Annotated in this window: 18 protein-coding genes and 1 riboswitch; of the genes, 14 read left to right on the top strand and 4 right to left on the bottom strand. The window is 33.4% G+C overall.

What is annotated here, in order from left to right; translation table 11 throughout:
• The first annotated feature begins 51 nt into the window (after window positions 1–51).
• The 4 genes from MKO96_RS05530 (at window position 52) to MKO96_RS05515 (ending at window position 4,600) form a co-directional block, all read left to right on the top strand.
• Window positions 52–1,377, top strand: coding sequence for a bifunctional S-methyl-5'-thioadenosine deaminase/S-adenosylhomocysteine deaminase (locus MKO96_RS05530; protein WP_240586934.1), 1,326 nt, complete (start codon window positions 52–54; stop codon window positions 1,375–1,377).
• A gap of 154 nt (window positions 1,378–1,531) precedes the next feature.
• Window positions 1,532–3,160, top strand: a complete 1,629-nt coding sequence (locus MKO96_RS05525) for a peptide ABC transporter substrate-binding protein (RefSeq protein WP_240586933.1) — start codon at window positions 1,532–1,534, stop codon at window positions 3,158–3,160.
• Between the two features lie 190 nt (window positions 3,161–3,350).
• A complete protein-coding gene (locus MKO96_RS05520) occupies window positions 3,351–4,460 on the top strand; it encodes a response regulator aspartate phosphatase (protein ID WP_240586932.1) in 1,110 nt (369 codons plus the stop codon).
• Entirely contained in the window at window positions 4,457–4,600 is a 144-nt protein-coding gene (locus MKO96_RS05515; protein ID WP_176547575.1) for a hypothetical protein, read from the top strand. Before MKO96_RS05520 ends, MKO96_RS05515 begins: the two co-directional genes overlap by 4 nt.
• 86 nt (window positions 4,601–4,686) lie before the next feature.
• Here MKO96_RS05515 and MKO96_RS05510 read toward each other — a convergent pair whose 3' ends face one another.
• Both MKO96_RS05510 and MKO96_RS05505 read right to left on the bottom strand, forming a co-directional pair.
• Window positions 4,687–5,217 (bottom strand): GNAT family N-acetyltransferase, encoded by a 531-nt coding sequence (locus tag MKO96_RS05510; protein ID WP_240586931.1) that lies wholly within the window; start codon window positions 5,215–5,217, stop codon window positions 4,687–4,689.
• A gap of 213 nt (window positions 5,218–5,430) precedes the next feature.
• A complete protein-coding gene (locus MKO96_RS05505; RefSeq protein WP_240586930.1) occupies window positions 5,431–6,726 on the bottom strand; it encodes an Nramp family divalent metal transporter in 1,296 nt (431 codons plus the stop codon).
• A 477-nt stretch (window positions 6,727–7,203) separates the two neighbouring features.
• On the opposite strand from MKO96_RS05505, the gene trhO reads away from it, so the two are divergent.
• Complete coding sequence (trhO, locus tag MKO96_RS05500; RefSeq protein ID WP_240586929.1) at window positions 7,204–8,163, top strand: oxygen-dependent tRNA uridine(34) hydroxylase TrhO; 960 nt, start codon at window positions 7,204–7,206, stop codon at window positions 8,161–8,163.
• A 174-nt stretch (window positions 8,164–8,337) separates the two neighbouring features.
• Here the strand turns inward: trhO and MKO96_RS05495 are convergent, their stop codons facing one another.
• On the bottom strand, window positions 8,338–9,813 hold the full coding sequence (locus MKO96_RS05495; protein ID WP_240586928.1) for a hypothetical protein: 1,476 nt from the start codon (window positions 9,811–9,813) through the stop codon (window positions 8,338–8,340).
• 174 nt (window positions 9,814–9,987) lie between these two features.
• Here MKO96_RS05495 and panE point away from each other — a divergent pair, with 174 nt between their 5' ends.
• A complete protein-coding gene (panE, locus tag MKO96_RS05490; RefSeq protein WP_240586927.1) occupies window positions 9,988–10,932 on the top strand; it encodes a 2-dehydropantoate 2-reductase in 945 nt (314 codons plus the stop codon).
• Window positions 10,933–10,987: 55 nt separating this feature from the next.
• On the opposite strand, the gene MKO96_RS29365 is transcribed toward panE, so the two are convergent.
• Complete coding sequence (locus tag MKO96_RS29365) at window positions 10,988–11,116, bottom strand: hypothetical protein (protein WP_000031869.1); 129 nt, start codon at window positions 11,114–11,116, stop codon at window positions 10,988–10,990.
• Window positions 11,117–11,256: 140 nt separating this feature from the next.
• A riboswitch (cyclic di-AMP (ydaO/yuaA leader) is annotated at window positions 11,257–11,403 on the top strand.
• A 143-nt stretch (window positions 11,404–11,546) separates the two neighbouring features.
• Between MKO96_RS29365 and MKO96_RS05485 the strand changes: the two genes are divergently transcribed.
• The 8 genes from MKO96_RS05485 (at window position 11,547) to MKO96_RS05450 (ending at window position 21,976) form a co-directional block, all read left to right on the top strand.
• Complete coding sequence (locus tag MKO96_RS05485) at window positions 11,547–13,373, top strand: APC family permease (protein WP_000254869.1); 1,827 nt, start codon at window positions 11,547–11,549, stop codon at window positions 13,371–13,373.
• A gap of 593 nt (window positions 13,374–13,966) precedes the next feature.
• Window positions 13,967–15,127: a non-hemolytic enterotoxin NHE subunit A gene (gene nheA, locus MKO96_RS05480; protein WP_240586926.1), complete on the top strand. Its 1,161-nt coding sequence runs from the start codon at window positions 13,967–13,969 to the stop codon at window positions 15,125–15,127.
• A 31-nt stretch (window positions 15,128–15,158) separates the two neighbouring features.
• The gene (nheB, locus tag MKO96_RS05475) at window positions 15,159–16,367 is read left to right on the top strand and encodes a non-hemolytic enterotoxin NHE subunit B (RefSeq protein WP_000162959.1); all 1,209 of its coding nucleotides are present in this window, start codon (window positions 15,159–15,161) and stop codon (window positions 16,365–16,367) included.
• Window positions 16,368–16,474: 107 nt separating this feature from the next.
• The gene (gene nheC, locus MKO96_RS05470; protein ID WP_240586925.1) at window positions 16,475–17,554 is read left to right on the top strand and encodes a non-hemolytic enterotoxin NHE subunit C; all 1,080 of its coding nucleotides are present in this window, start codon (window positions 16,475–16,477) and stop codon (window positions 17,552–17,554) included.
• A gap of 234 nt (window positions 17,555–17,788) precedes the next feature.
• Entirely contained in the window at window positions 17,789–18,415 is a 627-nt protein-coding gene (locus MKO96_RS05465) for a LysE family translocator (RefSeq protein ID WP_240586924.1), read from the top strand.
• A gap of 350 nt (window positions 18,416–18,765) precedes the next feature.
• Window positions 18,766–19,713: a DNA-binding transcriptional repressor DeoR gene (locus MKO96_RS05460; RefSeq protein ID WP_240586923.1), complete on the top strand. Its 948-nt coding sequence runs from the start codon at window positions 18,766–18,768 to the stop codon at window positions 19,711–19,713.
• 307 nt (window positions 19,714–20,020) lie between these two features.
• Complete coding sequence (deoC, locus tag MKO96_RS05455; protein ID WP_064476406.1) at window positions 20,021–20,692, top strand: deoxyribose-phosphate aldolase; 672 nt, start codon at window positions 20,021–20,023, stop codon at window positions 20,690–20,692.
• A 102-nt stretch (window positions 20,693–20,794) separates the two neighbouring features.
• Window positions 20,795–21,976, top strand: a complete 1,182-nt coding sequence (locus tag MKO96_RS05450) for a NupC/NupG family nucleoside CNT transporter (RefSeq protein WP_000876173.1) — start codon at window positions 20,795–20,797, stop codon at window positions 21,974–21,976.
• Window positions 21,977–21,983 lie beyond the last annotated feature (7 nt).

The following is a 21,983-nucleotide window of genomic DNA, read 5'->3' as shown; positions in this document are numbered from 1 at the left end:
TTTAATAAGTTACTATAATGGTGGTAACTTATTAAAGGGAACTTCATAGAGTTGAAAGGGGAAATACTTTTGAAAACAACTTATGTAAACGCTACAATCGTAACGATGAATGAACAAAACGAAGTGATAGAAAATGGATATATCATTGTAGAAAATGATCAAATTATAGATGTAAAGAGCGGAGAATTCGCCAATGATTTTGCAGTAGATGAAGTAATTGACATGAAAGGAAAGTGGATATTACCAGGGCTTGTAAATACACATACACACGTTGTAATGAGTCTCTTAAGAGGGATTGGCGATGATATGTTATTACAACCATGGCTTGAGACAAGAATTTGGCCACTTGAAAGTCAGTTTACGCCAGAGCTTGCGGTTGCTAGTACGGAATTAGGATTACTTGAAATGGTGAAAAGTGGTACAACATCATTCTCTGACATGTTTAATCCAATTGGAGTAGATCAAGATGTAATTATGGAAACGGTATCAAAGAGTGGGATGCGAGCTGCTGTTTCAAGAACTTTATTTAGCTTCGGAACGAAAGAGGATGAAAAGAAAGCAATCGAAGAAGCTGAGAAATATGTGAAGCGTTACTATAGCGAAAGTGGTATGTTAACTACGATGGTTGCACCGCATAGTCCATATACATGTTCTACTGAACTGTTAGAAGAGTGTGCACGTATTGCAGTAGAAAACCAAACGATGGTTCATATTCACCTTTCGGAAACAGAGCGTGAAGTACGTGATATTGAAGCACAGTACGGAAAACGTCCAGTAGAATATGCGGCAAGCTGTGGGTTGTTTAAACGCCCAACAGTTATTGCACACGGTGTAGTATTAAATGAAAATGAGCGTGCATTTTTAGCAGAACATGATGTTCGAGTAGCACATAACCCAAATAGTAATTTAAAACTAGGTTCTGGTATAGCGAATGTAAAAGCGATGCTAGAAGCAGGAATGAAAGTAGGAATTGCAACAGATAGTGTGGCATCTAACAACAATTTAGATATGTTTGAAGAAATGCGTATAGCAACATTATTACAAAAAGGTATTCATCAAGATGCAACAGCATTACCAGTTGAAACAGCTCTTACACTTGCGACTAAAGGAGCTGCTGAAGTAATCGGCATGAAACAAACAGGATCACTTGAGGTCGGAAAGTGTGCTGATTTTATTACGATTGATCCGTCTAATAAGCCGCATTTACAACCAGCAGATGAAGTGTTATCGCACCTTGTATATGCTGCTAGTGGAAAAGATGTAAGTGATGTAATTATTAACGGAAAACGTGTCGTTTGGAATGGCGAATGTAAAACGTTAGATGAAGAGCGTATTATATTTGAAGCAAGTCGTTATAAACGAGGTTTACAAAGATAGGTAATTATATGTAGTTGAAAAAGCTATCCTTTTTTAAAAGGATAGCTTTTTTCTTGAACGAATAAATATTCAAAAAAATGTCGCATCTTTCTGTTCATATTTCTGCTATAATATATAACGCTTTATAATATTTTATACTTAAGGAGAACAACTCATGAAGCGAAAAAAGAGCCATTTAATGGTAATGGCACTTGTTACAACTTTATTATTAACAGCTTGTAATAATAAAGCGAATAAAAGTGAAACAGAGGCAAAAGAACAAGTATTAAATGTAACAGTATCAGAAGAAATTCCTTCTCTTGATACTGCGAAAACGATGGATGGTACATCAGCACACGTTATGCAAAACATATTTGAAGGTTTGTATGTATTAGATGATCAAGATCAGCCTATTCCAGCAGTAGCAAAATCGTTTAAAAGAAGTGAAGATGGTAAAAAATATACATTTGATTTGCGTAAAGATGCAAAATGGTCAAATGGAGACAGTGTGACAGCAAATGATTTTATGTTTGCATGGAAACGTGCAATTAACCGTGAAACAGCGTCTCAATATGCGTACATGCTCTTTTACGTGAAAAATGCGAAAGAGATAAATAAAGGAACAATGCCTCTTGATGAACTTGGGGTTAAAGTTATAAATGATTATAAGTTAGAAGTGGAACTCGAACAGCCAATCCCGTATTTTTTACAGCTGTTAGCACTGCCAATTTACTTGCCACAGCATGAATCATTTTTGAAAGAACAAGGAAAGAATTATGCATTGGAACCTAGTAATCTCATATATAACGGGCCATTTGTATTAGAGAAATGGAAGCATGAACAAGAGTTTCAATTAAAGAAGAATGCTACATATTGGGATGAAAAGAAAGTGAAATTAGACGAGATAAACTTTCAAATTGTAAAGGATACAATGACGGCTGTTAATTTATACGAAGCTGGTAATTTAGACCGGGTGCCTATTAATTCTCAATTTGTAGACAAGTATAAAGGGAATAAGGAATTACATATGTCGAGCGAACCTGGAATTGCTATGCTACGTTTTAATGAGAAAAATAATGCGTTAGCAAATAAAAAGGTGCGTCAATCTATTTCATTAGCGTTAAATAAAGAAGATTTCGTTGCTCACTTTATTAATAACGGGGCAAAGTCTGCAAGCGGACTTGTACCAACTGGTCATATAAATGAAGAGACTGGTAAAGATTTTAGAAAAGAAAACGGAGATTTTTCTCCATATGATCTACAAAATGCGAAAAAGATTTGGGAAGAAGCGAAAAAAGAACTGGGAGTAGACGAAATAAACCTTGAATTTTTAACATATGAACAAGATAATGCAAAACGTATGGCAGAATATATAAAAGGTGACCTAGAAAAGTATTTGCAAGGATTAACGATACAAATTAAACAACAGCCATTTAAGCAAAAATTACAGTTAGAGCAAACAGGAGATTATGATATATCTATGGCAAATTGGGGACCTGATTATAAAGACCCAATTAGTTATTTAGAACTCTTTACGACGGATAATCAGAATAACAAAATGAATTATTCGAACCGTCACTACGATGAATTAATAAAGAAAGCGAAAAGCGATCTAGTACTAGATCAGAAGAAAAGATGGGAAGTATTGCAAGAGGCCGAACGTATTTTACTAGAGGATGCTGCGGTCGCACCGCTTTATCAAATGGGCTCAGCTTACGTACAAAAGGATTACGTAAAGGGAATTGAAAAGCATCAATTTGGTGGTGTTTATACTTATAAGAATGCTTATAAAATTAAGGAGTAAAAGAGAAAAGCTAAGTGCTTTATATAAGTGCTTAGTTTTTTTATATTTTCAGTATAATATGGTTACTGTGTTTATTTATACTAAAGTATGATTTATATTGAGAAAGTTTAAAATTCTTAATATTCTATTTTTATTCTTTTGTAATTTGTTATACTTATATTAATTTTAAGTAAAGGGGAGAATAAATTCCATGGGTATAGACGTGGTTACAATGGAAGAAATGAAAAAATTGCTTCATGGGTGGAATTGTGAAATTCGTTTGAGAAATATAGCAAAAGCAAAACAACATAAGGAAACTATTGAGTACCAAATTGATACGATTAAGGATCTAAATATAAAGTTACATTATGCACTTATTAATTTAAGATATAGTTTGCTTTTTGATGAAATAAGTGGAGTTAAAGAAAGTTTTAAGTTAGTACAATCTTTTTCGATTCCTAATGATAATTTGCTAACTTATTACTATTATTGTTTTAAAGCATTACATGATTCAGCAATTGGAGATTATAGTGCTGCGAAAACATCTTATTATAATGCAGAAAAATATTTAGAATTTGTACAAGATGAAATTGAAATAGCAGAATTTTTATATAAGAAAGCAATTTTTTATTGGCAAGTTCGTAATCCATTACAATCGATTGATAATGCACTACAAGCTATAAAATTATTTGAAAGACATTTAGGATATGAAATTAGTATTGCTGGTTGTGAAAATATTTTAGGCCTTTCTTATAATACAATGAAGCAGTATGAAAAAGCAGAAGAACATTTTCTTTTGGCGTTGGACAAACTGAATAAAACAGAACATAAAAACTTGATTTTAAAAACACGTCAGAATTTAGGATTGCTGTATGCCGATCAAGATATGTCTGAATTAGCTATAAGGCATTTATCTGAAGTGATAAAATGCGATTCGCATGGTCTTATAGGTTTACCACTAATAAAAGCAAAATATCTATTAGCTAGAGAAAACTTTAAATTGGGTCAAAAAGAAATAGTAAAAGATATTATTCAAGAGAGTTTTGTTATGTTGGAGAATATAGGTAGCAAAGAGTATGAGTATCATTTTAAAATTTTAGAGGCTATGAATAATGATTATTCAATAGATACTTTAGAAAAAATAATTAAAGAAGGAATTTCTGCATTTGAACAAGAAGGCTTAATTGGATATGTAAAAGATTACTCACAGCAATTAGCTTCTCAGTTTTATGAGAAAAGAAATGAAAAAAAAGCTGGAGAGTATTATCACATAGCGTATCAAGCAGAGAAAACACTAAATGAAAGAAGGGCATTAAAATGAAAAAAATTGGGGTATTAAGTTTGTTAGCAGTTCTTACGATATTAAATGTGAATGTATTTAAAGATACACAGCAAGTTAAATCAAGTATTACATCTCAAACTGAAATTATTCAATACTCCGAACATGGTACAGGTTGGTAAAAACTTAAAAAATATAATGTTATTTATCCCTATGAAGTAAAGGCCTTCCTAGCTATAGGAAGGCCTTTACTTCATAATAGAGTCTATTAAACCGATTTTAATAAAGAATAAAAATTCGTATCATATGGAATATCATCTTGATACATATAATTTTTTAGAACTCCTTCTTTTTCAAAACCTAATTTTAATAGAACTTTATTGGAAGCCTCATTTTCAAGAAATACAATTGCCCCGATACGCTTTAAATGAATGGTATGGAAACCGTATGATATAACCTCAGAAACAGCTTCAGTAGCATATCCATTTCCCCAGTGTTCAGGAAGAAAGGCATAACTTATATTGGCCCGTTTATGCTCAGAAGACCAATCATGAAACCCGATTGTTCCAATGAGTTCTTTCTTGTCTTTTAATTCGATTCCCCATTTTATACCGCCTCTTGCATTGTAACTCAACTTAAAGTTATGAATGACTTGTTTTACTTGATCAACATCTTGTAATGGTTTTTGGCCATAATAGCGCAGTACATCAGTATTAGAAAAGCATTGTAGTATACTCGGTGCATCTTCTTCGGTAAGTTCTCTTAAAATGAGTCGATCGGTTTTCAATATAGGAAACATATTTTCACTCCATTTCTTCTGAAACTAGAATGTGTTGTTATTATATAATTTAATCTGAAAATAAAGATTATTCAAGAGGGAAGTATGGTTTTGATTTGTGATAAAATTGATTGTGGAATATATTTCAAAAAGAGGTACATACATAAGTGGTAAGTAAAAGAGAATTACTTCACTAAAAAAGGTATTCCAGTTTTATTGGAATACCTTTTCTCATTATCCTATAAATGTTTGATACAGTAAGAAAATATTTAAAATGATAACAAGTGCAGCAATGATCCAAGCGATAAAGGTTGTTATGCGGTGGTTAACGAGTGCACCCATAATTTTTTTACTGCTTGTAAACATAATAAGTGGTACTAATGCAAAAGCGATACCGAATGATAAGACGACTTGGCTCATGACTAGTGCGTAAGTTGGATTAACACCTAAAGCGATAATAACTAAGGGTGGAATCATTGTAATAAAGCGGCGTAAATATAATGGAATATGCATTCGAATGAAACCTTGCATAATAATATCACCTGACATTGTACCGACAGAAGAGCTAGATAGTCCTGCTGATAAGAGCCCAATTCCAAATAAAGCAGCTGATACTGGACCGACTAAAGTACTGAACTGATTAAAAGCAACATCAAGATCTTCAACATGCAAGCCATTTTTAAAGAATAGTGCAGCAGCAACAATTAACATACTCGCATTAATTGCTCCAGCGATAACCATTGCAATAATAATATCAATAAATTCGAAACGGAAAATCTTTTTCTTTTGTTCGTCAGTTGTTCCAACCACGCGGCGTTGTGTCAATGCAGAATGTAAATAGATTGCATGTGGCATAACTGTCGCGCCTAATATCCCTGCTGCAAGTAATATACTGTCTACACCTTGGAATTTTGGAAGGAAAAGTCCTGAAAGTAGAGGGCTTAATTCCGGCTTTGCATAAAAAACTTGAATCCCAAATGCTATTACTACAATAAAAATCATCCCTGTAATAATAGCTTCTAGTGGGCGAAATCCTCTGCGTTGAAACTCAAGAATAATAAATGATCCGACTGCCGTAATTAAAGCAGCTGGTAACATCGGAATTCCAAATAGTAAGTAAAGTCCCAATGCAGCTCCAATAAATTCAGCTAAATCAGTCGCCATAATAACGAGTTCACCTTGTATCCATAAACCGATGGAAACAGGTTTTGGGAAGTTTTCTCGAGCTATTTCAGGTAAATTATTTCCCGTAGCAATTCCTAATTTAGCTGATAAAGTTTGAATTAATACTGCCATTAAGTTAGAAGCGAATATAACCCATAATAGTAAATATCCGTATTGTGAACCAGCTGCGATATTTGTAGCAAAGTTACCAGGGTCAATATAAGCTACGGATGCGATAAAAGCGGGTCCTAAAAACGGTAACAGTCGTTTCCAGCCTTTCGTTTCGCCACTTAAAGCTAAGTGTGCTGATTGAACAGTTGTACTTTGAGAAGGGACTTGTTCATCTTTTGTTATATCTTTATTCATAGTAGTTTTCCCCTTTGAAATGTTAACTTGATGAAATTATTGTATTTATTCTTACACATTATTTCAATACATTTAAATGTATGAGATGATATTTTTATTTGAACATAAATGTTTCCTTAGTGCAAATTATATGCCTTTATGCAATGGATGGTGTGGTGTTATAAAAAATTGGGAGTTTATGGTGTGATGACGTGGGGAAACATAATGAATTAAAGGGCTATTTTTGAAATTTATGTGAACATAAAGCCGATAACACAGCATATTAATTGATGGAATTGCATTTGTATGATATATAATATATTGGGATTACAACTTAACCATAGTGTTTTGATGTGTAATCTTGTTTTTTATTTTTGTTAACTTATAGAAAATAGTATAAAGAGAAGAAAATGTGAATTCATTTTCTTATTATATATGTTTTGATATGAACGTTAACTTATACATGATTTTAAAAATTAGATAGGTGGTAGAAATACATTGGCAACTACAAAACCATATAGAGTATTACTATATTACATGTACACAACAATTGAAAACCCAGAAGAATTCGCGGCAGAGCATTTAGCATTTTGTAATTCACTTGAGTTAAAAGGAAGAATCCTTGTAGCTAAAGAAGGTATTAATGGAACTTGTTCTGGTACTGTAGAACAAACAGAGAAATACATGGAAGCAATGAACAACGATCCACGCTTTGACGGTATCGTATTTAAAATAGATGAAGAAGAAGGACACGCATTCAAGAAAATGCACGTACGTCCTCGTCCAGAGTTAGTTACACTTCGTCTAGAAGATGACATCAACCCACACGAAGTAACTGGGAAGTATTTAGAGCCAAAAGATTTTTATGAAGCAATGAAACAAGAAGACACAGTTATCATTGATGCAAGAAATGATTATGAGTTTGATTTAGGTCACTTTAAAGGTGCGATTAAACCAGATATTGAATCATTCCGTGAATTACCAGACTGGATTAGAGAAAATAAAGAAACACTTGAAGGTAAAAAGATTTTAACGTACTGTACAGGCGGAATTCGCTGTGAGAAATTCTCTGGTTGGTTAGTTCGAGAAGGCTATGAAGATGTAAGTCAGCTTCACGGCGGTATTGTAACGTACGGCAAAGACCCGGAAGTACAAGGTGAGCTTTGGGATGGACAATGTTACGTGTTCGATGAGCGTATCTCTGTACCAGTAAACCAAAAAGAGCATGTTATCGTTGGTAAAGACCACTTTACAGGTGAACCTTGTGAGCGCTATGTAAACTGTTCAAATCCAGAATGTAATAAGAAAATTTTATGTTCTGAAGAAAACGAAGCGAAACATTTACGTGCATGTTCTCATGAATGTCGTGTAAGCCCACGTAACCGCTATGTAGTGCAACACGAATTAACTGAAGAGCAAGTAGCTGCTGCATTAGAGAAAATCGAAGCAGGGAAGTAAGCGGAATTTTTGTAATAAAAAAGTACTCCAAATTTTATTTTGGAGTACTTTTTTTATTATGTGGTTCTATTTTTTTTCAGTTTTTGTCGGTAAGTCGATATATTTTAAAAATCGCTGTTAAAAATTTCATTCACTGAAATGCTCTACGTATTTGTAATTTGAAAATCACCCTTTTTAATGTTTATCATCTTTCTCTTTCACAGCAGAAAGTACAGTTTGTTTTACCCATGATTTTCTTCGTTTATGTTGTAGACTCCATTGGTATAAACTTTGCGCACCTAAAATAAGTGAAATGACTATGCCGCTAATTGCTATTAAAAGTGCGAAAAATTCAAGTGGCGACGAAATTTTGTTTGAATCGGTGTTTCTTAAAAGATCAATCATAGTAAACCCTAACATTTGGCCTACTACAGAGTAGAGCGTTAAAATTAATAGTAAAAGGCTATCTTTTTTAGAAGCGACATTTTCTTGATATTTAAACAAACTATCAAGATTTTGTTTTGCATTCGAGTATAGTATTTCAATGTTAAATAGATTTCTTAAGCGGAAGAAAATATCTTCACTCTGTGATTGGGATACTAGCTCTAAAGAAAAGTAATTTGCTGTAAATGAATTGATTGAATAAATTAATTTTTCTATTTCATTTGTATCTTGTTCAATATTAAGTTCAGCATAAGCGTTTGCCATTTTTAATAAAACAACTTTATGAAATAGATTTAATAACAAAGCGTAATAAAACTCCCCGTACATTTGACTAGCAAGTTTAGCGAATTCGTGTTCATCCTCGTTTGTTATACATGTGAAAATATGTTCTTCCATAATAAAGTAGCGATTAGGGGCCCATCTTTGATAAGAATGTTTTGTTAAATAATCTTGAATATAAGGAACATTATTTGCGCTAATATAAGGCTCACGATCGTCTGTTAATCCGGAAAGACTGGAAGCTCGGTATACATCGATTATATGAAGGTCTGACTCTTTGTTTATGGATAATAAAGTTTGTACATACATTCGTTGATCTTCAAAGAAGGGGAATGTTTGAAAGTAAGAACTCCGCAATCTTTTGTTCTCAAAGAAGTCTGTTAAGCCATGAAATAAATTGCCGAATATGAGCTTCTCTACTTGTGAATATTTTTTTCCATTACATTCAATACAGATAGTCTCGTTTGTATCATTTTTAGTTTCAAGTACACGGAAGCGGGCGGCGAATTCAATTGCTTCTGATAATGTTATGTTTGGAGCGGTTTCTACTTCTGTCCGAATTGTTAAGAAGCCAAGCTCATAAGGACAAAGTGTTACGTCAATAGAATGAATATTGAAGGGAACGGAAATCAAATTTGTTGTTAAATGTCCAGTTAAGTTAAGGTCTTTAGAATAGCGCTGTAATCCTTTTTGATGCTCTGAGTGAGGAAATAGAATTTTATTTGTAAATGAAAGATAGTATGCTTCCATATTTTGATGTGAAACTTGAAACTTTCCGTAATATGTATTTTCATTTTCAAGATGATCAAGTCGAAAAGGGAGAAAATCATTTTTCTGTAAGAAAGGGAACATATCTTGTTCATATCCAGTTTTAAAAGAAAACGGGAATATAAATTGAAATATAGCTGTTGCTACATCTTTTTCCTCGATTGTTTGTATTGCCTCCATTTACATTGTTTCCTTTCATATATGCTATAAAAACAACATGCCCAAATTTATTTGAAAATAACCACTGTTTTACACTTGGATAAGAATGAAAATTCAGCTTATTTAGTAGGGGACATGTATAATGTTATGTATACTAAATATTATAAAATTTTATTTTGAAAAGGGGGATGTTGTATGCGTATTTTAGTATTAGGAGCGGGTGGCGTCGGAGGATTTTTTGGAGGGCGATTAGTCGAAAAAGGAGAAGATGTTACGTTTCTTGTCCGCAGTAAAAGAAAACAGCAATTAGAGGAAAAGGGACTTGTTATTCGTAGTGTCAATGGGGATTTTTCCTTCCAACCGAAATTAATAACGAAAGAAGATCGAACTTCTCCATTTGACGTTATTTTATTTTCAACAAAAGCGTATCACTTAAACGAGGCGATTCAAGATTTGAAGCCGTTTGTAGGTGAAAATACTGTCATAATTCCATTGTTAAATGGTATTGCTCATGTATCACTATTACAAAAAGAATTCGGCGTGGAAAAAGTAATTGGCGGTTTATGCTTTATCGAGACGACGTTAAACAATCAAGGAGAAATTGTACAAACGAGTGCCGCCAACAGACTCGTATTTGGAGAAATAAAGCTTCAAGATTCAGAGAGAATAAAGCATATTTCTAAAGCATTTGCAGGTACGAAATCTAGTTTTGTTTTAAGTGAAAACATTACGCAAGATATGTGGCATAAATATTTATTTATTACTGTAATGTCAGGTGTGACAACATTAATGCGTGCACCAATAGGACCGATTCGTGAAAGCGAAGGTGGACACGATTTTATCCAAAACTTATTTGAAGAATGTGTGCAAATTATGAGATCTATGGAAGCGCCAGTTAAGGATAATATTGCCCAGGAACATATGAAAACAATAGATAAAATTTCGTATGATATGAAGTCATCGATGCAGCGTGATATGGAAAAAGGTTCGTCCATTGAAGGGAAGCACTTACAAGGATACTTACTAGATGTAGCAGAACAATTTTCTATAGAAGCACCATTATTGGGTGCGGTATATCAAAATTTAAAAGTGTATGAAGAAATGACCTTTAACAAATCAGCAATACAATTGGATGTATGAAAAAATAAAAAAGAAAGCAATATATAAGTGTATTGCTTTCTTTTTTTATGACAACTTATTTGTTTCTTTTCGTTCTATCTGTCAAATTTATTTCCTGTTCACGTTTCCCATACAATTGATTAATTTCATTTGCTAATGCATCTAAATAGGAATCGGAAAAAATAGGCTTCTTTTCTTTAGACATGTGGGTCTCCTTTATCGATTTTTTAGTATTCATTATGTATACTTATCAGCGGATTATGCGCAATCATTTTAAATTTTTTCTTTTTCAAAATTTTTGTTTACATTTTGAAAATAAAGGAGTATTATAATCCACAGTTTCAATTTTCTAAATCGCTGAAACCGCATGGTGCGGGGGACCCGTTCTTATGGATTAGTACTTAATCCAATGGGGTGAATCCTTGAAAAAGGTAGGGCTACTCATAGGCCCGAATCCGACAGCTAACCTCGTAAGCGTTATATTGAGAAGGAAGGTGGAGCTTGTGCGACAAAAAATATAATGTCTACAAGTCTATTTCGTTATGGCTTGTAGACATTTTTGTTTTCTGAAGAAATTGTTTATCCGCTGTAACTAGCAGAATCGTTCGTACAAAATTATTGGAGAGTGGACAGCATTGGTTTCATCTATTAAAAGGTTTTTAATTGGAAGACCGTTAAAATCAACTGAGTTAGGAGAGCAAAAGCTTAATAAAACGAAGGCGTTAGCCATTTTATCTTCTGACGCATTGTCATCGGTTGCATACGGACCAGAGCAAATATTAATTGCATTAGCAGGTCTTGGGGCAATAGCTTATTGGTACTCCATTCCGATAGCTGTTGGGGTATTAGTGTTATTAACTGCTCTTATTTTATCTTATCGACAAATTATTTTCGCTTACCCGCATGGCGGAGGAGCGTATGTTGTATCAAAAGAAAATTTAGGGATGAATCCAGGGTTAATAGCTGGAGGATCTTTATTAGTCGATTATATTTTAACTGTTGCAGTAAGTGTGTCCGCAGGTACAGATGCGCTCACATCAGCTTTTCCAAGTTTACATGCACATAATGTAATCATTGCGATTATATTTGTTATATTGATTACTATTTTAAATTTAAGAGGGGTAACGGAATCAGCTTCCGTTTTAGCATATCCGGTTTATTTATTCGTTCTAGCACTATTTATATTAATTGGGGTAGGGATATACAATATTTTAACTGGTCACGTTTCACCGACTTTACACACGCCGATTGGAACGCCGGTTGCGGGAATTAGTTTGTTCTTACTGCTACGAGCATTTGCATCGGGTAGTTCGGCTTTAACAGGTGTTGAGGCAATCTCTAACGCAATTCCAAACTTTAAGGATCCTGCACCTAACAATGCAGCGAAAACATTGCTTGCAATGGGTGCATTACTTGCCGTTTTATTTTCAGGAATTGTCTTTTTAGCTTATTATTACGGAATTAATCCAAGTAAGGAAGTAACAGTTGTTTCACAAATTGCTGAACAAACTTTTGGACGTAATTTCATGTACTATTTCATACAGGGTACAACTGCTTTAATATTAATTCTTGCTGCTAATACAGGTTATTCTGCATTTCCACTATTAGCAGTTAACCTTGCAAAAGACAAATTTATACCGAGAATGTTTACGATTAGAGGAGACCGCCTAGGTTACTCAAACGGTATTATTATACTTGGGATAGCTTCGATTATTTTAATTGTAGCTTTCCAAGGGCAAACAGAACATTTAATCCCGTTATATGCAGTAGGTGTATTTATTCCATTTACACTTTCTCAAACGGGTATGGTATTAAAATGGCTTCGTGAAAAACCTGAAGGATGGGCTTTGAGATTAACGGTTAATTTAATTGGTGCAGTTATTAGTTTTATCGTAATGAGCATGTTCTTTTTAACTAAATTTGCACAAGTTTGGTCAATCCTTATTTTCTTACCTGCCATCATCTTCTTGTTCCATAGAATTAAGAAGCATTACGATGCAGTGGGCGATCAATTAAGTTTAAAAACTTGTGAACCACTTGTTCCAATTGAGGGAAATGTAATTGTCGTTCCTGTAGCGGGCATGACTCATGTGGTGGAAAATTCATTGAACTATGCGAAGGCTCTTTCTGCAGATCAAGTTATCGCTGTATATGTTGCTTTTGACAGAGAAGAGGAAAAGAAATTTGAAGAGAAATGGAAGAAGTGGCAACCTGAAGTAAGGCTTGTTACGTTACATTCTCATTATAGAAGTATTATTCAGCCGTTAACAAAATTTATTGATACAGTACAATATAAAGCGAGTGAGTCAAATTACCGAGTTACTGTCGTTATACCACAGTTCATTCCGAAAAAAGGTTGGCATAACATTCTTCATAATCAGTCTAGTTTACTCATTCGTGCGTATTTACTCTATAAAAGAAATGTTGTTATTACGACAGTTCCATATCATTTGAAAAAATAAGAAGGTTTTTTAAGGATAGCTTTACGAAAGTGAAGCTATCCTTTTTGTGTATGCACTATGCATAATTGCATATGGCTCTTAAAATTATATCGATATAATTTTTATGTCTATGAATAAGTAGAGGTTTTTGTTGTGATATATGGATATTTCAATTGAAAAAGTGAAGTGGATTATATTTTGGAATAAGGACAAGAAAGCTTGAAAATAAAGGGAATGAAAATACTCCTTTACGATAGATAAATAGCTGTGTTTAAATGACCTTACAGTACAAAACTTACATGAAAACAAAACGGGAATTCATATTTACGTACGTTATTTAGTTTAAAATGAATAATATTTTTATGTAATATATTCACTGTATGAATGTGGGAATGTCTATGAAATAGAAATTTTATACAAAATTATTCATACTAATCACATATGAAACGTTTTATAACAATAAGTAAGTACTGTAGCAATAAAAGTTGGGAGAGATGGTTCATACGTGGGTCATGATGAGAACGTTCTCTATTTTAACCATCTCAAACTATATGCAAGAAAATAGAATAATAAAATGCGATAGTAATAGTTGCTAATACATAGGAGGAGTTAAAGTGAAAAAGACTTTAATTACAGGGTTATTGGTTACAGCGGTATCTACGAGTTGTTTTATTCCTGTAAGCGCTTACGCCAAGGAGGGGCAAACAGAAGTGAAAACAGTATATGCACAAAATGTAATTGCTCCAAATACATTATCCAATTCAATTAGAATGTTAGGATCACAGTCACCGCTTATACAAGCATATGGACTAGTGATTTTACAACAGCCAGACATTAAGGTGAATGCAATGAGTAGTTTAACGAATCATCAAAAGTTTGCAAAGGCAAATGTAAGAGAGTGGATTGATGAATATAATCCGAAGCTGATCGACTTAAATCAAGAGATGATGAGATATAGTACTAGATTTAATAGTTATTATAGTAAGCTCTATGAATTAGCAGGAAACGTAAATGAAGATGAACAGGCAAAAGCAGATTTTACAGGCGCATATGGAAAATTACAATTGCAAGTACAAAGTATCCAAGAGAGTATGGAGCAAGATTTATTAGAGTTAAATCGATTTAAAACGGTATTAGACAAAGATAGTAGCAACTTATCAATTAAAGCTGATGAAGCAATAAAAACACTGCAAGGATCAAGTGGAGATATTGTGAAATTACGAGAAGATATTAAAAGAATTCAAGGGGAAATTCAAGCGGAATTAACGACTATTTTGAATAGACCTCAAGAAATTATTAAAGGTTCTATTAATATCGGTAAACAAGTATTTACAATTACAAATCAAACTGCACAAACGAAAACAATTGATTTCGTTTCTATCAGTACTTTAAGTAATGAAATTGTAAATGCTGCAGATAGCCAAACGAGAGAAGCAGCTCTTCGCATTCAGCAAAAACAAAAAGAGCTATTACCACTTATTCAAAAGTTATCACAAACTGAAGCAGAGGCAACACAAATTACATTCGTTGAAGATCAAGTAAGTAGCTTTACAGAACTAATTGATCGCCAAATCTCAACTTTAGAAACGTTATTAACGGATTGGAAAGTTTTAAATAGTAATATGATCCAAATTCAAAAGAATGTTGAAGAAGGCACGTATACAGACAGTAGTTTACTTCAAAAACATTTCAATCAAATTAAAAAAGTAAGTGATGAAATGAATAAACAAACGAACCAATTTGAAGATTACGTTACAAACGTTGAAGTACATTAAAAATAAGTAACGATATAGGGAGAGAAGAAAAATGACAAAAAAACCTTATAAAGTAATGGCTCTATCAGCACTGATGGCAGTATTTGCAGCAGGAAACATCATGCCAGCCCATACGTATGCAGCTGAAAGTGCAGTGAAACAGGCTCCAGTTCATGCGGTAGCAAAAGCTTATAATGACTATGAGGAATACTCATTAGGACCAGAAGGCCTAAAAGATGCAATGGAAAGAACAGGTTCAAACGCTTTAGTAATGGATCTGTACGCTTTAACAATTATTAAACAAGGTAATGTTAACTTTGGTAATGTATCGTCTGTTGATGCGGCTTTAAAAGGGAAAGTAATTCAGCACCAGGATACAGCTAGAGGAAATGCGAAGCAATGGTTAGATGTATTAAAACCACAGCTTATTTCAACGAATCAAAATATTATTAATTACAATACGAAATTCCAAAACTATTATGATACTTTAGTTGCTGCGGTAGATGCAAAAGATAAAGCGACTCTTACGAAAGGTTTAACTAGATTATCAAGTAGTATTAATGAAAATAAAGCGCAAGTAGATCAGTTAGTAGAAGACTTGAAGAAATTCCGAAACAAAATGACGTCCGATACGCAAAACTTCAAGGGTGATGCAAATCAAATTACATCTATATTAGCTAGTCAAGATGCAGGAATCCCGCTTCTGCAAAATCAAATTACAACGTACAATGAAGCGATTAGTAAATATAATGCAATTATTATCGGTTCATCAGTTGCGACAGCTCTAGGGCCAATTGCAATTATTGGTGGTGCAGTAGTTATTGCTACAGGTGCAGGAACGCCGCTAGGAGTCGCATTAATTGCAGGTGGTGCAGCAGCTGTAGGCGGTGGTACAGCTGGTATCGTATTAGCGAAGAAAGAACTTGACAATGCACAAGCTGAAATTCAAAAAATAACAGGACAAGTTACAACTGCTCAATTAGAAGTAGCTGGGTTAACGAACATTAAAACACAAACGGAGTATTTAACAAATACAATTGATACTGCAATTACAGCGTTGCAAAACATTTCAAACCAATGGTACACAATGGGATCAAAATACAATTCTTTACTTCAAAATGTAGATTCAATTAGTCCGAATGACCTTGTTTTCATTAAAGAAGATTTAAACATTGCGAAAGATAGCTGGAAAAACATTAAAGACTATGCAGAAAAGATTTATGCTGAAGATATTAAAGTAGTAGATACGAAAAAAGCTTAATCAAATACAAATCGTTAGAGCGTTACGTATTGATGAAAGATTTGAAGCTCCTGTTCAGTTGTGAGCAGGAGCTTTTTATACCCTTATAAAGAAAATAGGTGAAAAGAATGCAGAAACGATTTTATAAAAAATGTCTATTAACGTTAATGATTGCTGGGGTGGCAACGAGTAACGCATTTCCTTTACATCCTTTTGCAGCAGAACAAAACGTAAAAACATTGCAAGAAAGTGTGAAAAATTATTCTCTAGGGCCAGCTGGATTCCAAGATGTTATGGCGCAAACGACATCGAGCATATTTGCAATGGATTCATATGCAAAATTAATTCAAAATCAGCAAGAGACTGATTTGAGTAAAATAAGTTCCATTAATAGTGAGTTTAAAGGAAATATGATTCAGCACCAAAGAGATGCAAAAACTAATGCAGCGTATTGGTTAAATTATATGAAGCCTCAAATTATGAAAACAGATCAAAATATTATTAATTACAATAATACTTTTCAAGCGTATTATAATAGCATGTTAATAGCGATTGATCAAAAGGATAGCGGAAAGTTAAAAGTGGATTTAGAAAAGTTGTATGCGGATATTGTAAAGAATCAAAATGAGGTAGATGTATTATTAGGGGATTTGAAAGCTTTTCGCGATAGAATGGCGAAAGACACAAATAGTTTTAAAGAGGATACAAATCAATTAACAGCGATATTGGCAAGTACGAATGCTGGCATTCCAGCTCTAGAGCAACAAATCAATACATATAACGATTCAATAAAAAAGAGTAATGATATGGTCATTGCTGGTGGCGTACTTTGCGTAGCATTAATAACATGTCTTGCTGGTGGACCGATGATTGCCATTGCGAAAAAAGATATCGCAAATGCAGAAAGAGAAATAGCCAATTTAAAAGATAGAATTTCAGGAGCACAAGCAGAAGTTGCAATTTTGACTGATGTGAAAAATAAAACAACAAACATGACAGAAACAATTGATGCAGCAATTACAGCACTGCAAAATATATCAAATCAATGGTATACGGTAGGGGCAAAATACAATAATTTACTACAAAACGTAAAAGGAATCAGTCCTGAAGAATTTACCTTCATAAAAGAAGATTTAAATACAGCAAAAGATAGCTGGAAAGATGTAAAAGATTATACAGAAAAATTACATGAAGGCGTGGCGAAGTAAACAGTGGACTAGTTCTGCTGTTTATTTTTTTATCCTGTTTTTTGTGAGAGTGGGACTTGTAATTTGATATATAAATTTGCCATGTGTTTTATTAATGTAGCTTTGGGGTCATGTTTAATCAAATCGATACTAATAACCTAGATAAACTTCTGATCAAGCTTTTTATATTTAATGTTTTAATGAAAAAAGCTATAATGTAAGCAAAATTAAAAATTGGAAAGGAAATACTAGAACATGGAAAATTATTTGTTATTTATCCTTACGGCAATGTTAATCATAATAATGCCTGGTCCTGGTTTTGCACTAGTTACAAAAAACACTATCTCGCATGGTAAAAATGGTGGGATAAAGACTGTCTTAGGAACGATATCTGGAATGATGATTCATACAATAATGGCTACGCTAGGACTCTCTGCCATCCTAATGAAATTTGCTATGTTATTTACATTTATAAAATATGCTGGGGCTTTTTATTTAATTTACTTAGCTGTAAAGTCAATTAAAAGTGCCATATATAAAAAAGAAGATATGTCAGGTTCAGTAGAAATGGACTCTAAGGATATTGGAGCGCTTAAAAGCTTTAGACAAGGATTTACTACGGCAATTTTAAATCCAAAAACTGCTGTGTTTTTCCTTAGTTTTTTACCCCAATTTATTGTAAGTAATCAAAATCATTTCCTCCAATTTCTTGTATTAGGAGTCACATTTACGACTTTGACAGCAATATGGTATTTGCTTTATATTTCACTCATACGCCAATTAAGAACTTTTCTAAGAAAAGAAAGAGTGAACCGTACAATAGAGGGGATTACAGGCGCGGTATTATTAGTATTTGGAGTTAGATTGTTTTTCCAAAAATAAATATGTATATGAAAAGAGAAATAATCACTATTGATTATTTCTCTTATTTACTTATTCCAAAACTACTATTTCACACCTTCATACTGATTATATATATCTAATTTGAACTTTAAAACTGACTTCTTCAATAACCTGACCGGTTTGCTTTATAAGAAAAAATCTTACATTATGGGGGCGGGCAGATAGCCAGTAGGAGAGGGATAAAAAAGCATTGATTAAAGTTTCATTTTAAATACTAAGTGTAATAGAAGTTCAGTTAGATAAAATTCAGTAGTCGAAATTTCTTGCATAAAGCTGTATAATGCTTGTAACGAAAAGGAAAAACAGGAAAGGATATGTAATGAGTTACTATGGATAAAGATAAACAACAATTAAGCGTTGAAGTTGCAAGACTATATTATCAGTCAGATTATAGTCAGCAAGAAATTGCCAACAAATTAAATATTTCAAGGCCGACTATCTCTAGACTATTAAAGTACGCGAAAGAAAAAGGATTTGTTCAAATTAGTATAGCTGATCCATTTGCTGATTTAGATAACGTTGGGAATTTGCTGAAAGAAAAGTACAACTTGTTAGAGGCACATGTCGTATTTTCTCCAGTGCCAGAATATGCAACAATTACAGAGTATATTAGTAAATATGCAGCTGAGTATATGGAAAAGACGGTTAAAACTGGTGATATCGTTGGTGTAAGCTGGGGAATGACGATGTATGAAATCGCTAGAAAAATTGTACCACAACATGTAAAAGGTGTAGAAGTTGTTCAGTTAAAAGGTGGTATTAGTCATTCGAGTGTAAATACATATGCGAATGAAACGATTGCTTTATTTGCAGATGCTTTTCAAACGACGCCAAGAAATCTACCCCTTCCAGTTATATTTGATAATGCAGTGACAAAAGAATTAGTAGAGCAGGATCGACACATTCATCACATTATCGAAATGGGGAAACAAGCGAATGTTGCAATTTTCACTGTAGGAACAGTGAGAGACGAAGCGCTATTATTCCGATTAGGTTATTTCGATAAGGATGAAACGAATTTGCTCAAAAAACAATCGGTCGGTGACATTTGTTCACGATTCTTTGATGGAGACGGAAAGATTAGTAGCGAAGAAATTAATAAGCGTACAATTGGAATTGAGTTAGAAGAACTGAAATTAAAGAAACGTTCTATATTAGTTGCAGGTGGAAATAGAAAAATAAAAGCAATTGATGGTGCGTTACGTGGCGGGTATGCAAATGTATTAATTATTGATCAGCATACGGCGAAGGAATTGTTACATTATCAAAAAGATTAAAAATAAAAGGCTTTCTCAAGATGTTAATTTTGAGAAAGCCTTTTATTTTACTATGCATGAATTATGGGAGTGTTTTTTGAATACAAATTGCCTTTTTAAAAATAATTATGGATATTGAGATACATACTACCATTGTTAATATAAAAGTTTTGATTTTAAATATGAATTGTTTTTTAGTTAGAATGCGCTTTATTTACTACAAGAAAATTCCTTTTCGAAAAGAATGAACAAAATTTCAAAAGTGTATTTACATTTGTTCAACTTAGGGTTAGAATGAAGTTGTTAAAAGATATGAGGAGTGAAGATAATGAATATTGCAAAGTTAATTGACCATACAATTTTAAAAGCTAATACTACAAAAGAAGATGTTATGAAAGTAATCGAAGAAGCAAAGGAATATAAATTCGCTTCTGTTTGTATTAATCCTACATGGGTAAAGCTAGCTGCTGAAGAATTAGCTGGACATGGTGTAGACGTTTGTACTGTAATCGGTTTCCCATTAGGAGCAAGCACTACTGAAACAAAAGCTTTCGAAACAAAAGATGCTATTGCAAAAGGTGCAACTGAAGTTGATATGGTAATCAACGTAGGCGCTTTAAAAGATGGCGATAACGAGTTCGTTGAAAAAGATATTTATGAAGTAGTACAAGCAGCAAAAGGAAAAGCTCTTGTAAAAGTAATCATTGAAACTTGCCTATTAACAGATGAAGAGAAAGTACGCGCTTGTGAATTATCAGTAAAAGCTGGTGCTGATTTCGTAAAAACTTCAACTGGATTCTCAACTGGCGGAGCAACTGCTGAAGATATCGCATTAATGCGTAAAACAGTAGGACCAAACGTTGGTGTAAAAGCATCTGGTGGCGTTCGTACACGTGAAGATGCAGACAAAATGGTAGCTGCTGGAGCTTCTCGCGTTGGAGCAAGTGCTAGTGTTGCAATCGTATTAAATGATGCAAAAGGTGCTACAGATAACTACTAATCATTAATGAAGTCAAAAGCAATAGATACACAAATTAAAGTGTATCTATTGCTCTAATAATTGAAAAAAATGTAAGCGGATACGAATGGGAGGAGACGGCTTATGAAATACTTAATCGGTATTTTTGGCCTCGTATTGATTTTAGGTATCGCTTGGCTTGCTAGTAATAATCGAAAGAAAGTCAAATATCGCCCAATCATAACGATGGTTATATTACAATTCATTTTGGGGTTTTTATTATTAAATACAAGTGTAGGGAATATATTAATTAGCGGAATAGCAGATGGTTTTGGAGAGTTATTAAAATATGCCGCTGATGGTGTGAATTTCGTATTTGGTGGATTAGTAAATCAAAAAGAGTTTTCGTTCTTTTTAAGTGTATTAATGCCAATCGTATTTATCTCAGCTTTAATAGGTATTTTGCAACACATTAAAGTATTACCTATTATTGTGAAATCTATCGGTCTAGCATTAAGTAAAGTAAATGGAATGGGGAAACTAGAATCATATAATGCTGTTGCTTCTGCGATTTTAGGACAATCTGAAGTGTTTATTTCAGTTAAGAAACAACTAGGATTATTGCCAGAGAAAAGAATGTATACACTATGTGCATCTGCAATGTCTACCGTTTCAATGTCTATCGTTGGATCGTATATGGTGTTATTAAAACCACAATATGTTGTAACCGCTTTAGTGCTTAACTTATTCGGTGGTTTTATTATCGCTTCTATTATTAACCCTTATGAAGTTACTGAAGAAGAAGATATGTTAGAAGTACAAGAAGAAGAGAAAAAGACTTTCTTTGAAGTATTAGGGGAATACATTATAGATGGATTTAAAGTTGCAATTACAGTAGCAGCTATGTTAGTCGGTTTCGTTGCTTTAATCGCATTCATTAATGCAGTATTTAAAGGTGTAATCGGTATTTCATTCCAAGAAATTCTTGGCTATGTATTTGCGCCATTTGCATTTATTATGGGTGTACCTTGGCATGAAGCAGTTAATGCCGGAAATATTATGGCAACAAAATTAGTATCAAATGAATTTGTCGCTATGACAGATTTAGCACAAGGAAACTTTAATTTCTCAGATAGAACGACAGCGATTATATCTGTATTCTTAGTTTCATTTGCAAACTTCTCTTCAATTGGAATTATTGCAGGGGCAGTTAAGAGCTTAAATGAAAAGCAAGGGAATGTAGTCGCAAGGTTTGGTTTGAAATTACTTTTCGGTGCAACATTAGTAAGTTTCTTATCAGCAACAATTGTAGGCTTATTATTTTAATAGATTC

Origin of the sequence: Bacillus sp. ES1-5 (assembly GCF_022487605.1) — a bacterium.
Lineage (GTDB): Bacteria > Bacillota > Bacilli > Bacillales > Bacillaceae_G > Bacillus_A > Bacillus_A wiedmannii.
The sequence above is the reverse complement of the archived record's forward strand: the minus strand, read 5'-3'. Positions and strand labels throughout refer to the sequence as shown.